Source organism: Pseudarthrobacter sp. S6 (assembly GCF_050156575.1).
Classification (GTDB): Bacteria; Actinomycetota; Actinomycetes; order Actinomycetales; family Micrococcaceae; genus Arthrobacter.
The window spans coordinates 3,850,611-3,863,333 of the sequence record NZ_CP189581.1; the positions used below are offsets into that span (position 1 = coordinate 3,850,611).

The 12,723-nt window shown below is 64.1% G+C and carries 12 protein-coding genes; 7 read left to right on the forward strand and 5 right to left on the reverse strand.

The window, feature by feature from the left end; genetic code table 11:
• Positions 1-42: 42 nt before the first annotated feature.
• From ACQCS0_RS18495 to ACQCS0_RS18505, 3 genes are all read right to left on the reverse strand, one after another.
• On the reverse strand, positions 43-993 hold the full coding sequence (locus ACQCS0_RS18495; protein WP_354154442.1) for a carbohydrate ABC transporter permease: 951 nt from the start codon (positions 991-993) through the stop codon (positions 43-45).
• Positions 990-1,808: a sugar ABC transporter permease gene (locus ACQCS0_RS18500; protein ID WP_354154441.1), complete on the reverse strand. Its 819-nt coding sequence runs from the start codon at positions 1,806-1,808 to the stop codon at positions 990-992. The genes ACQCS0_RS18495 and ACQCS0_RS18500 overlap by 4 nt, the downstream gene beginning before the upstream one ends.
• Positions 1,809-1,903: 95 nt before the next feature.
• Positions 1,904-3,256 (reverse strand): extracellular solute-binding protein, encoded by a 1,353-nt coding sequence (locus tag ACQCS0_RS18505; protein ID WP_354154440.1) that lies wholly within the window; start codon positions 3,254-3,256, stop codon positions 1,904-1,906.
• Between the two features lie 143 nt (positions 3,257-3,399).
• Here ACQCS0_RS18505 and ACQCS0_RS18510 point away from each other — a divergent pair, with 143 nt between their 5' ends.
• The 7 genes from ACQCS0_RS18510 to ACQCS0_RS18540 all read left to right on the forward strand — a co-directional run bounded on the left by ACQCS0_RS18510 (position 3,400) and on the right by ACQCS0_RS18540 (position 10,160).
• Positions 3,400-4,392 (forward strand): LacI family DNA-binding transcriptional regulator, encoded by a 993-nt coding sequence (locus ACQCS0_RS18510; RefSeq protein ID WP_282331411.1) that lies wholly within the window; start codon positions 3,400-3,402, stop codon positions 4,390-4,392.
• A 66-nt stretch (positions 4,393-4,458) separates the two neighbouring features.
• Positions 4,459-5,622 (forward strand): hypothetical protein, encoded by a 1,164-nt coding sequence (locus ACQCS0_RS18515; RefSeq protein WP_354154439.1) that lies wholly within the window; start codon positions 4,459-4,461, stop codon positions 5,620-5,622.
• Between the two features lie 11 nt (positions 5,623-5,633).
• On the forward strand, positions 5,634-6,365 hold the full coding sequence (locus tag ACQCS0_RS18520; protein WP_354154438.1) for an alpha/beta hydrolase: 732 nt from the start codon (positions 5,634-5,636) through the stop codon (positions 6,363-6,365).
• Positions 6,362-7,297 carry an ester cyclase gene (locus tag ACQCS0_RS18525; protein ID WP_354154437.1) on the forward strand — a complete coding sequence of 312 codons (936 nt, stop codon included), beginning with the start codon at positions 6,362-6,364 and terminating at the stop codon, positions 7,295-7,297. Before ACQCS0_RS18520 ends, ACQCS0_RS18525 begins: the two co-directional genes overlap by 4 nt.
• Before the next feature lie 24 nt (positions 7,298-7,321).
• Positions 7,322-8,644, forward strand: coding sequence for a histidinol dehydrogenase (gene hisD / locus ACQCS0_RS18530; protein ID WP_354154436.1), 1,323 nt, complete (start codon positions 7,322-7,324; stop codon positions 8,642-8,644).
• On the forward strand, positions 8,641-9,414 hold the full coding sequence (locus ACQCS0_RS18535) for an SDR family oxidoreductase (RefSeq protein ID WP_354154435.1): 774 nt from the start codon (positions 8,641-8,643) through the stop codon (positions 9,412-9,414). Before hisD ends, ACQCS0_RS18535 begins: the two co-directional genes overlap by 4 nt.
• Positions 9,411-10,160, forward strand: a complete 750-nt coding sequence (locus ACQCS0_RS18540; RefSeq protein ID WP_354154434.1) for an aldolase/citrate lyase family protein — start codon at positions 9,411-9,413, stop codon at positions 10,158-10,160. The genes ACQCS0_RS18535 and ACQCS0_RS18540 overlap by 4 nt, the downstream gene beginning before the upstream one ends.
• A gap of 67 nt (positions 10,161-10,227) precedes the next feature.
• Here the strand turns inward: ACQCS0_RS18540 and ACQCS0_RS18545 are convergent, their stop codons facing one another.
• Both ACQCS0_RS18545 and ACQCS0_RS18550 read right to left on the reverse strand, forming a co-directional pair.
• Positions 10,228-11,715: a M20/M25/M40 family metallo-hydrolase gene (locus ACQCS0_RS18545; protein WP_354224374.1), complete on the reverse strand. Its 1,488-nt coding sequence runs from the start codon at positions 11,713-11,715 to the stop codon at positions 10,228-10,230.
• Positions 11,716-12,045: 330 nt separating this feature from the next.
• On the reverse strand, positions 12,046-12,555 hold the full coding sequence (locus ACQCS0_RS18550) for a phosphotransferase (protein WP_354154432.1): 510 nt from the start codon (positions 12,553-12,555) through the stop codon (positions 12,046-12,048).
• Positions 12,556-12,723 lie beyond the last annotated feature (168 nt).

Below are 12,723 nucleotides of genomic sequence, written 5' to 3' on the forward strand. Positions count from 1 at the left end.
TTGGTCACCAATGGTCACGGCACGGACCCGTGTGTCATAGGTTTAGCCCTTGATCGCCCCGCCCGTCAGCCCGGTGACCAGGAACTTTTGGGCTAGGAAGGCAAGAGCGATGATCGGGAGAGCCAGCAGAATACTGGCGGCGGCGATGAGTTGGTAGAGGGCGGTGTCTTCAGCAATACCGAACGATGCGATGAATACCGACAGGGTGGTCGCATGCTGCTGCGTCAGTACAACCGGGATCAGGTATTCCTGGATGGCCAGCAGGAACGTGAAGATCCCTGCGGTAATCAGCCCGGGACCGGCAAGGGGCATGATGACCCGACGGAATGCCCCGAAGCGGCTACAGCCATCGATCTGGGCCGCTTCTTCCAGTTCCCTGGGCAGCTCGGCGAAGAAGTTCCGCAACAGCCAGATCGTGAACGGCTGGTTCACCGCCACGAGCGCGATGATCAGCATCAGCTGGGTGTCGTAAATATTGAGGGCCTGTGCGATGGAGTAGAAGGGCAGGACAACGACGAAGCGCGGCAGTGACCGGAAAACAAGTGCCAGCACGAGCAGCCACAACGAGATCCGGGAATCAAACCGGGACAGTGCATAAGCCGCAGGCGCCCCCACGATCAGGGAAATGATGACTGTGACCACGCCGACCACGATGGTGTTCACACCGAATGAGGCGAATTCGGTGGCGTACCAGAGCTGTTCGTAGGCCGTGATCTGGGGGGTGAAGCTCCAGACGGGGGGAGAGATGAACGCGTCTGTGTAGGGCTTGATGGAGGTCAGGAAAGCCCAAACAAACGGGAAGACTGCCACAAACGCCGCCACCGACAGCCCTATGTATGCCATGGCGGTCCGCCACCGGGGGCGGCGTCCTATGGTGGTGTTGCTCAGGGCCCCTCGGGGCCGACGTGGAGGACGGCCATCGACGGCGCGGTCCGGGATGGGTGTCGGCAGCGGGGCCGGGGGAAGGATGCTGACGTTGTTCGGTGCACTCACGCGGATTTCATCTCCCGCCAGGTTTGGCGAATGAAGGGGACGAGGAAGATCAGGATGATGATGATCGTGATGACGTTGATGGCGCTGGCGAGTCCGAGTTGTTGGGTTTCGCCGAGCGCGACGTTGTAGACGTAGGTCATGAGGGACTCAGTGCCGACCGTTGAGGCGGCCGGGGTGATCATCCGGATGCTGTCGAAGACCCGGAAGCCGTCCATGATTGAGATGAGGGCGATGAAGCCGATGAATCCCCTGATGGAGGGCATCACGATGCGCCATTGGGTCTGCCACCAGCCGGCCCCGTCGAGTGCGGCCGCCTCGATCCGTTCGCGGGGGACGGACTGCAGGGCCGCCACCAGGACGAGGATGCCGAACGCCGACTCGTGCCAGATGCTGTGGAAAATGAGTAGGAACTTTGCCGCCGCCGGATCGGTGAACCAGTCCGGTGCGATACCCAGGGGTGCCAGCAGGACATTGACGAAGCCGCCGAAGGTGCTGTTGAACAACCAGGAGAAAACGAGTGCGCCGATTACTGTCGGGACGACATAGGGCACCAGGAGCAGCCCAAGGAAGAAGGCCCGGGCCTTGGCGCGGACGGCGTTGAGCATGAGGCCAACAACGTACCCGCCCACGATCTTTCCTGCCGTCATCGCGGCGGTGTAGACGGTCGTGAACCCGGCTGCGGCCCAAAACCGCGGGTCACCCAACGTGGCCGTGTAGTTGGCGAATCCGACGAACAGACCGGGGTCGCCGTAGCTGACCTTCCTGAAGCTGTCGAAGGCCGTGATGAATAAGGGCCCGGCCATGAGCAAGGTCATGACCAAAATACTGGGGCCGACGAAGATGAAGAATTCGCGTCGTCTCAGTGGACCCACCTCCTAAAATCTGTTGTGGCGGATTCGCCGCGGAATTGTTACTTCAGGTACCCGGCGGTAGTCAGCGCGGCGTTGGCTGCGGCATCGGCCTTGACGAGCGCATCCATCGGGTCCCCGGTGCCGTTGACCGCTTCGACGATGAAGGGACGGGTGCTTTGCTGGATGGTGGGCATAAACGGCTTTAGCGGCAGCGTGCCCGCGCCTGCCTTCAGGGTATCCAGTGCTGCCTGCCAGTAGGGTGCTTTGGCCTGCAGTGCAGGGTCGTTGAGCTTGCTGGCCCGGGAAATGACGGCGAACGGGGCTCCGTTAGTCATTGCCGCGTCTCCGACCGAGGTGGCCAAGACTCCGGCGAGGGTCTCGAAGCCGACCTTGGAGTTCTTGGCGATGGCGAACCCGTCCTGGGTCCACTGGGCGGCCGGCTTGCCGCCGGCCTTTGCCGCCGGTGCCGGAGCGAAGGCGAAATCGTTAGAGAACTTCGACAGGGCCGGGTCGATGAGGGTGGCACCCCGGCCGGCGTAAATGATGCCCATCGCGGCCTGCCCGTTCTGCAGGGCGGCGACGGCCTTGGCGTTGTTCAGGGTCAGGGCATCGCTGGACATGTAGGACTTGAGTTTGCGCAGGTCGTTGATCGCGGCTGCGCCTTCGGGGGAGGCCAATGTGGGCTGTCCCCCGCCGTTGACCCAGGAGCCGCCCTGGCTGGTCAGCGCGTTGTTGAACGCGGTGGAGATATCACTGTCCGCGTTGAAGGAAGCGACGAAAGGTGTTTCGGACTTCCCCGCGGCCTTGATCTTGTCGGCCGCTGCATACAGTTCGTCATAGGTCGTGGGCGCCTGGATGCCCAGGCTGTCCAGGATGTCCTTGCGGTACATCAGAATGTGGACATTCTGCTGGTTGGGCAGGGCATAGAGGTGCCCGTCGTACTTCATCTTCTCCAGCAGCGCCGGATCAATATCGTTGACACCGGAGGCTTCACCGTTCTTGGCCACCCACTCGTCCAGGGGCGCCAGCCATCCCTTGGAGGCGTACTCGACCAGGGTGGTGTTGTAAACCTCCACAATGTCATAGGACGCGCCGTCGGCTGGCTGGGAAAGCGAAAGCGGTGCCTTTTCGAGTTGGGCCGAGAAGTCCACCGGTGAATGGTTGACCTTGAGATTCTTGACCCCGTTGCAGGCGCTCGTCATAGCCTTGGTAAACGGGTCCATACCGGGGGCACCGTAGGCCAGGACATTGACAGTGACCGGGCTGGCCGACTCAGGGGCAAGACAGGTCCCCTTGGCGCCGGTGGCACCGGGAATCTGGCTGCCAGCGCCACAGGCAGCCAGGGACGCCGCCGTAAGGGCGGCTACAGCAAGCAGCAGGGGCGAGCGACCGATTCTTTTGGGAAAGTTCAAAACGTCACCTTAATGATTTGGTGCCCCTAGCGGGCATGAATACGTATGTCCTAGACTGTGGCACAGCTAACATGATTGTCAATAGGCTTGCCGTGAGATGTTTACTGCGAAGCATCCACCCGACCCCGGAAAGTGAGGCAACAATGGTTGCCACCAGTCGTGACGTTGCCCGCTTGGCGGGCGTGTCCCAGCCGACGGTTTCGCGCGCCCTGCGCGGGGATCCCCGGGTCACCGTGGAGACGCGCCGCCGCATCGCGGATGCGGCGGCGGCCCTGAGCTATGTCCCCAGCCAGATGGGCCGTTCACTCTCAACGCAGGCCACTCAGCGGGTAGCCATGGTCGCCGACCTGGCCAACCCCCTCTACCCGCTGATACTTCCGGCGATCCACGACGCCCTGGCCGGCCGCGGCTACCGGATGGTTCTGATGGCCGAACGCGAGGATGACGATGCTGCCTACTCGCCACTTCTGGACCGCTCCGTCGACGGGGTGCTGCTCACGACCACGCGGCGGGAGTCAACAATGCCATTTGAGCTCCAGCAGCGAGGCATCCCCATGGTCATGCTGAACCGCATCGGCGGAATCGTGGCAGCAGACAGCGTGGTCGCTGACAACCTGCAAGCGGGCCGGGTAGCAGCCCAGATGCTTGTCTCTGCCGGCCACAAAGAGATCGGGCTGATAGCAGGGCCGGCCGCGGCCTCCACCAGCACCGACCGCGAGGCCGGAATCCGGGAGGCACTGGCTGACTCCGATATCCCCTTGCGTTCCTCGCAAGTTGCGCGCGGGTGGTTTGGGCATGATTCCGGGGTTTCGGGGATGCGCAAGCTCATGGCACTGGAGCGCCCACCCCGCGCCGTCATCTGCATCAGCGACTCGGTCGCCATCGGCGCGTTGAATGCGGCCCGGGAGCTTGGCCTCCGGGTGCCCGAGGACGTAGCTCTGGTCGGGGTTGACGATATCCCCACCTCCGGCTGGCCGATCTGCAACCTCAGCACCGTCGCCATCCCCTTGGCCGACATGGCCAGGGATGCCGCGAATCTTCTGGTGGACAGGCTGACGGGGGTTGTGGCCGGGGACCCGGTGCGCCGGATCCACCCGGTGCGCGCCGTGCCCCGCGGCACGCACACCGCCTCCTAGTCGACGCACGTCCCAATCCGCGAGCGAAACCTTGACATGCATCCGATACATACGTATACATGACCCATGGACGTTAACGTGAAGCAGAAAACAGCAACCCAGGTCGTCGATGAAAATGAGCTGAGGCGCCGGACCATCCGCCGCAGTGACTATGTCAGCTGCAACCAGGCCTTCATCGACTGTCGCACCCCCGGGAGCGACACCAAGGAGAACTACTCGATCATTGGGCCGGGGGTGACCCAGAGCGCACAACAGGTCGTGAACCTTCGGGAACCGCACGGCTTCAATATCGGGGCCGCCGCCATGCCGGATGGCGTGGTGAACAACCTCCATCTCCACTTCACTGCCGAAGTGTTCCTGAACTGGAGCGGAACCTGGCAGATGCGCTGGGGCGCGGACGGCAGCGACGGCGAATTCATCTGCGAAGAGGGCGATATCGTCAGCGTTCCCACCTGGATCTTCCGTGGATTCACCAATGTGGGAGGTTCGCACGGTTGGCTGTTCACTGCCCTGGGCTTCGACAACACCGGAGGCATCATCTGGGGACCCTCGGTGCTGAAGGAGGCCGAAAAGCATGGCCTCTTCCTGACCCTGGACAACGAGCTGATCGATACGGTGGCCGGCGACACGATCCCGGAAAACGTGGAGGTCGTTCCGCCCCTGCCCCAGGCCGAGATCGACAGGCTGCGCACCTGGACCGCCGAGCAGATGCAGCAACGTGTGGTCCGCCAGCGCGATCTGAAGTGGAGCAGCCAACCGTTCCTGTGTAATGAACTGCCCGGCGGCGGGGCCGAGCTCGCCACGGTCATCGGTTACGGAATGACAGAGGACCGGGACCAGGTACCGCCGATACACTACCCGCACAACTTCAACCTCGCGTGGCTGCGTGCGGTCAAGGACGAGGGCATGCTCCAGCATCGCCACGACCACAGCCAGGTGTTGATGGGCTACCGCGGCACATGGCTGGTGACCCTGAACGACGGCGACCACAAGGTGGCGACCGTCCTCCGTCCCTACGACACGATTTCCGTGCCGGCGGGAGCCTGGCGGACCTTCACCGCAATGGATGACGAGGCCCAGATGCTGGTCGTGAACAGCGGCGACGGGCGCGTCCGTCTCGAATGGCCGTCCGAAACCATCCGGCACGCCGAAGACAAAGGCCACGCCGCCGACGCCGCTGGCTACGTCGCCGCGTGGAACGTCGTCCGATACTCCACAATCGACGACTGAGCGGGCAGATCATGGGGCCTCGCCCAGCGACACAACGGATCCGTACCTGGATCCGGGTGCCGGGCATGCTGTGCACCGCCGAAATCTTTACCGCTATGGATCCCTACCTCTGCCTAGGCGGCGCGACAGTGGACACACGGATCGAGGGCACCACCTTGGACGAAGCGGCGGAGCATCTCCTCGAGCTTGCCCGGAGGCAGGAGGGGCCGGTGGGGATCATCGGACTCTCACTGGGTGCAATTGTCGCGATGGCCGCGGCAGTGAAAGACCCGTCAATTTTCCACGCCGCAGTCCTGATCTCGACCAACCCCCGGGGACCCAGGCCCGAACAGATGCAGGCCTGGGAAGAATTGGTCCGACGCAACACGGCTGGCGCCTTCCCCGAAATCGCCGGTGACCTCGCGCCTGCCCTGTTCGCGCCGGCACGGATCACCGCCGCCCTACTCAGGACCGGAACAGCCATGGCCGAACACCACGGACCGCGAGTCTTCGCCGACCAGCTGGGCATACAACGGAGCCGCCGGGACCTTCGTACCGAGCTGCCACGGGTCGGCGCACGGACGCTGGTCCTCGCCGGATCCGAAGACCAGCTATGCACGCAGGACATGCACCAAGACATCGCCGCCGCCATGCCACACGCCGAACTTCACATCATGTCCGGCGCCGGCCATCTCATGACCCTCGAGGACCCGGCATCAACGGCCAACACCATCAACCACTGGAATCGAAGGAAAACTTCATGACAACCACCCCCCCGGGGCTGCGGGCCTACGGGTTCGACGGCCCCGTCGACTACATCGAACGCATCACCTACGACATCTGGAACCTGCCCCACCGCGATCTCGAGCTCATCCGCAAGTACTACGCGCCCAGCACGGCAATCCACCTCGACGCCGGCGACCTGGTGGGCGACGAGATCGTCATCGCCAACACCCATGCGCGGCTGGGTACCTACCCGGACTTCCACGGCGTCATCGATGACACGATCTGGACCGGTTCCGAAGAGGAAGGTTACCGGACCTCCATGCGCTGGACCTGGACCGGGACCGACACCGGCGGGACCGTCTACGGCCCCGCCACCGGGCGACCGGTGACATTCACCGCGATAGCCAACTGCATTGTGCACGGCGAAGTCATCGTCGAGGAATGGCTGGGTGCTAACCCGTTCGCCCAGGCACGTCAGCTGGGCTACTCCCTCGAGGAAGCCGTGCAGGCTACTCGATATCCCGCATCGCCCCGGGTGGCGCGCCCGTCCTTTGAGTTCACCCGCAGTACAGAGGGAGACCTGGTCCAGCAGGCATTTACCAGCGCCTTGGAAGGCCGGCTCGAATCCGGGCTCTATGCCGCCGATTGCCTCACCGACTTTGCCCCGGACCTCCAGCAGATCGGCGCCGCCGCCGTGGTGGAGTGGGCCGACGGTCTGCGCGCCGCCCTCGGACCCCTTGTCGTGGAGGTCGATGACCAGTACTCGCTGCCGGCCTCGGACACACTGCCGCTGCGCGTTGCCACCCAGTGGCGGATCGCGGGCACCGGAGCCAGGGGCCCTGTCGAGTTCAGCCTCATCAGCCACCACCATCTCGTTGAAGGCCGCGTCACGGCGCAGTGGCTGGCCTACGACGAACTCGCCCTCGCCCACCAGGGCATTGCTTTGCCCCAGCCAGCCACCGCCGCCTGATCACCAACCTTCCCGGAGAAAACTATGTCGCAGATCCTTAAGTCAGCCCTCCCGACCGGCCATACCGGCAGCAGCAAGCCGGAAGTCCGGGCCACCGTCGAGGCAATCATTGACGATATTCGTACCCGCGGGGACGTTGCCGTCCGCGAATACTCGGAGAAATTCGATGGTTGGAGCCCCGAATCCTTCCGGCTCACTCTCGAGCAGATCGAGGAGATCATTGCCACCCTGCCCCGGCAGGTGATCGATGACATCACGTTCGTCCAGGACCAGGTCCGCCGCTTCGCCCAGGCCCAGCGTGATTCCATGACGGACATTGAAATCGAGACGCTTCCCGGGGTCCGGTTGGGGCACCGGCACCTCCCTGTCGCCTCCGCCGGGGCCTACATCCCCGGCGGCCGCTACCCCCTGACCGCTTCAGCGCACATGACCATCATCACGGCCAAAGTCGCCGGCGTGCCCCGTGTGGCCGCGTGCACCCCGCCCATCCGCGGTAAGATCCCCGCAGCGACCATCGCGGCCGCACACATGGCGGGCGCGGATGAGATCTATCTGCTCGGCGGTGTGCAGGCCGTGACGGCCCTCGCCGTGGGTACCGAGGAAATTCCCAAAGTGAATCTCATTGCCGGCCCGGGCAATGCCTTCGTAGCCGAAGCCAAACGCCAGTTGTTCGGCGAGGTCGGCATCGACCTTTTCGCCGGTCCGACCGAGATCCTGGTCATCGCCGACGAGTACGCGGACCCGTTCATTGTCGCCGTGGACCTGCTCAGCCAGGCCGAACACGGCCCCGACTCCCCGGCCGTGCTCATCACCACCAGCGCCGCACTGGGCGCCCGGGTGCTGGAACATATTGAGCAGATCCTGCCGGGCATGCCCACCAAGGACTACGCCGGGCCGGCCTGGCGGGACCACGGCCAGATCCATGTCGTCGACACCCTTGACGAGGCCTATGCCTTGGCGGACACTTTCGCCTCCGAGCATGTCGAGGTCCTGACCCAGGAGCCCCGCGAGGCCTTGGATAAGATGCATGAGTACGGCGCGCTGTTCCTCGGCGAGGGCACCTGCGTCTCCTACGGCGACAAAGTTATCGGCACCAACCATGTCCTTCCCACCAAGGGCTCAGCCCGCTACACCGGCGGCCTTTGGGTGGGCAAATACCTGAAGACCGTCACCCACCAGGAAGTTACCGACACCGCATCCTCGGCGCTCCTAGGCGAGATCTGCGGCCGCGCCAGCAGGGTCGAATCCTTCGAAGGCCACGCCCGTTCCGGTGACGTCCGGGCCACTAAGTATGCCGGCGCCGACCTGCCCTGGGCCACCCTGCCAGTGACCGTGGACCAGCCGTGACAGGGCCATTGGCAGGACGCACCGCACTGGTCACCGGCGCCGGCAACGGCCTTGGCCAGGCGATGACCAAGCACCTGGTGGAGGCAGGCGCCCGGGTCATCATGGTCGGCCGGAACCTAGACAAACTCGTCCAGACCCGCGATGAACTCGGACTGACCGGGGACCAGTCCAGATTGGAAAGCTGCGACGTCGCCGATCCAGCCTCGGTCGATCAACTGGCACTGAGGCTCCGGGACGAATCCGTATCCATTCTGGTAAACAACGCTGGGATTCCCGGGCCGGTGTCCGACTTGGTCGACATCGATCCGGACGACTGGGACAACGTCTTCGCCACCAACGTGCGTGGCGTCTACCTGATCTGCCGGGCCTTTCTTCCTGCCATGATGAAATCCCGCAGCGGCGACATCATTAATATCGCATCAGTGAGCGGGAAACGGCCGCTGGTTGGGCGGACTCCCTACTGTGCATCGAAGATGGCCGTGATCGGGCTGACCACTACCCTGGCTGCCGAGGCCGGCCCGTATGACATCCGCGTCAACAGCCTCTCGCCCGGCCCGGTCCGTGGACCACGGATGGAACGCAACTTCCGGCTGGAAGCTGAACGCTCAGGAACCTCCTACGATCAGGCCGAGGCAGACTTCGTCTCCCGGGCAGCCCTGGGCCGCATGGTAGAGGAAGAGGAAGTCGGCCAGGCCCTGGTCGCGATACTGCAGATGCGAGGACTCACCGCAGCAGACATCGATCTGTCGGCCGGCATGGTGGCCCGATGATGTCAGGACGGTCACTGGAGCCGCTCAAAACACGCCTCGCCGCCGGCGACCGACTGCGCGGCCTGCTCGTCCGCGTGCCGGCACCGATGCTGATAGACATGGCCGGGACCAACGGTTACGACTTCATTTTCCTCGACACCGAACACGGGATCGCCGATCAGAAGGACATCGCCGAGCACATCACCGCCGCCCGGGCCGCGGGGCTTCCGACGCTGGTGCGCATCGGAGAAGGGGAGGCCGCCCTGGCGCTACGGGTTCTCGATGCCGGCGCGGAGGGCGTCATCGTGCCGCACGTCCGCACAGCCGAAGAAGCTTCGGCCGCGGTCCGTATGTCCCATTACCCGCCTCTCGGGGACCGTGGCTTCGCCACCTACACGGCTGCGGGCCAATGGGGCAAAACCTCCCCGGCAGACCACGCCGCGCAGACCGCAGCCCGGACCCTAGTCATTGCAATGATTGAGGACGCCGATGGCGTATCCAACGCCGGCGCCATCGCACAGACCCCCGGTGTAGATGTCATCTTCGTGGGCCCTTCGGACCTGGCCGCGGCTTTGGGATATGACGCAGCCCGGGCGGACGACGCCCGGCTGCAGGTCTGGGCTGCTGCGGCAGGGCGCCCTGTCATGGCAATCGCCTCCACCGCGTCCCAGGCCCGCAAGGCCTGGGAACAAGGAGCCGCGATGGTGGTCCTGAACGCGCAATCAGCCATCGACGACTGCCTGGCTGACTGGGCGGCCACGTCCTGAAGACATCAAAAGGAGGGGCTCCGGTCGGCACAACCGGAGCCCCTCCTTTCGTCATGTTGTGACGGCGTCAGTCCGCCACCGACGTACGGGCCGCTGCGTCGGCAAAGTCGCCAAGATAGTCGACGGTGAAGTGCATCAGCTTCTCCACAGAACCCACCGTGAAATACTCGTCAGCGGCATGGGCCCGATCGCCATGGCCGAGCCCTGCCACACTGAACGGGATCTGCTTGCCCAAAGCGGTGAAGAGCGAGGCCGGGCAGCAGTTGTTCGCGATCGGCCACACCGCTGTCTCCACCCCGTATCGGGCGGCCGTGACAATCCCCGCATCCAGCAGGACATCATGGTCATCGGGCATCGACGGCGCACCGGCATAACCGCGCGGAATGTCAATGTCCACGTGGCCGAAGCCTCGCCGGTCCAGATGCCCGCGCAGGGCCTTGACAAACTCCTCTGGAGTCAACCCGGGCGGAAACCGGAAATCAACTCTAGCGCTGGCTTCCCCGGGGAGCGAGGTATAGAACGTCGGGCCCTGGTAGCCCCCGGTAATACCCTGGATGTTCATATTGACACCGGTCATGTAATTTTCCACATGGTCCGCAATGTCTTTACCGGCCAGCGCCCGTTCAACGTGCAGGTTGCCCAGCATATTTGCCGACCATGCTGGATTCTCACGGAAACCGGCCGATACCTTGGCGATGTCGTCGGCGAACTGCAGCGAGGCCGCCTCCGCGACAGCTCCTACCCCATCGATGGTGACCCGTTGCTCATCGTCATACATCGTGCCCAGGGCCCGCACCAGCTGCATCATGGGAGCGTCGATCCACGCCGAATTCCCAGCCCAGATATGCCGCCCATCGGCAGGACCGCCCCATGCACCGCCACGGCAAGTAATCTGTGCAAACACACACCCCTTAAACCCACGGCGGACCGTCATGACGCCCGAGGAATTCTGCTGCATGCAGGGCAGCCAGATGCCGTCGGCACTCAGCAGCAGCTCCCGGTGTTCCTCCACAAATCCCGGCAAGCTCGGGCTGCCGATCTCCTCTTCTCCTTCTATCACGAAGATCAGGTTGACCGGCAACTCCACACCGGCCTGCTGCATGGCCTCGACCGCGAGAATCGCGGCGATCACAGGTCCCTTGTGATTATTGGCACCCCTGCCGGCCACCACCGGGCCAAGGTGGGGCAACAGTCCGAGATCGCGGGCATCAATAACCTCAGCTGCCAGCGGGTCCACCGTCCACTCATGCGCCATTGTCGGCGTCACATCGTATAGTCCATACACAATCAAGGTGGGAGCCGACGGCATAGATGACCGGGCCGTCCCCAAAACGACCGGATAGCCTGCCGTGGGAACGATCGCGGCGTCAGGGCACACACGGCCCAACAGTGCGGAAAAATACTCCGCAGCAGCTCCGATCCCCTCACCGGTGTCGCTGAATGAAGGCATGCGCAACGCGCGGCGAACCTCCTCCAACGCCGCATCGCCTTCGGCGTCGATGATCTGATGGGCCGGAGTGGACTCCGCACGTGGACCGCTGATTTTTGCATTCATCCAGCAATTATCAGCTATGCATACGTATACCTCAATCCCGTGCCACGTGCGGTCCCGGAACAGCTGAGTTAAATAGTTCCGCGTACGGCGTCCGGCCGGAGACGGAACAAGTCAGAACGACCTGCGCCGGAACGCGGGGTAGCGGAAGTGCGAGCCACCTGGATCACCGGTATTGCTCCGGGGAAACGTGCACCCAACACGGCCAGCTCACTAATCCAGGTCGTTATCCGCCGCTTCCTGCCTGTGGTGGTTCCCTAAGTCAGCCCTCCATGACCTGCCTGATCCCGAACTCGCCCACGGCGAACATCCGCGGGTTGTCGTCGGAGTTGCTCAGTATGGCGGTGGACAGGACGAGAGCCCAGCCCTGGCCCTCATCCAGGTGTCCCCTTGCACCGCAGGGCCAAAGGAGTCGATGAAGCGCTGGCGGGCGCCGGCGTCGAACATCAGCCACGCCACGGCAAGATCGACAGCCGGGTCCCCGGCCCCGACGTCGCCGAAATCGATAACACCAGCCAGCGTGCCGTCGTCCGCCAGCAGAATGTTGCCCGGGTGAAGGTCCCCATGGAGCATCATCGCCGGACCATCCCAGGCATTTGCGGTGCAGGCCTGCGCCCATACGGCGCCGAGTGCTGCCGTCTGCGGGTAGCGCTCGCGGTCCCCGAGCCGTTCCACCACCCCCGAGTCACGATCTGTCAGCGGCACACCGCGGAAAGGATTCACCGGGACGCCGGCTTCGGCGGGCATGTGGAGCGACAGGAGGAATGCGGCCAGACCTTCAGCGGCCGGTCCGCGCTCAGCGGGGTCGACGTCAGCCGCGGCGGCGCCAGGGATCCACCGCACGATGCTCCACGGCCACGGAAAGCCCGACGTCGGCCGGCCGGCATGGACGGGTCCCAGCCATTCGCAACCCGTGCCAGAGGAAGATCGCGGAGGTCGGGACGCTGCTGCCGGACAAGGCACTGGACGACCGTCTCGCTCACGTCCACCGTGGCTGGTGGCATTTCCGCA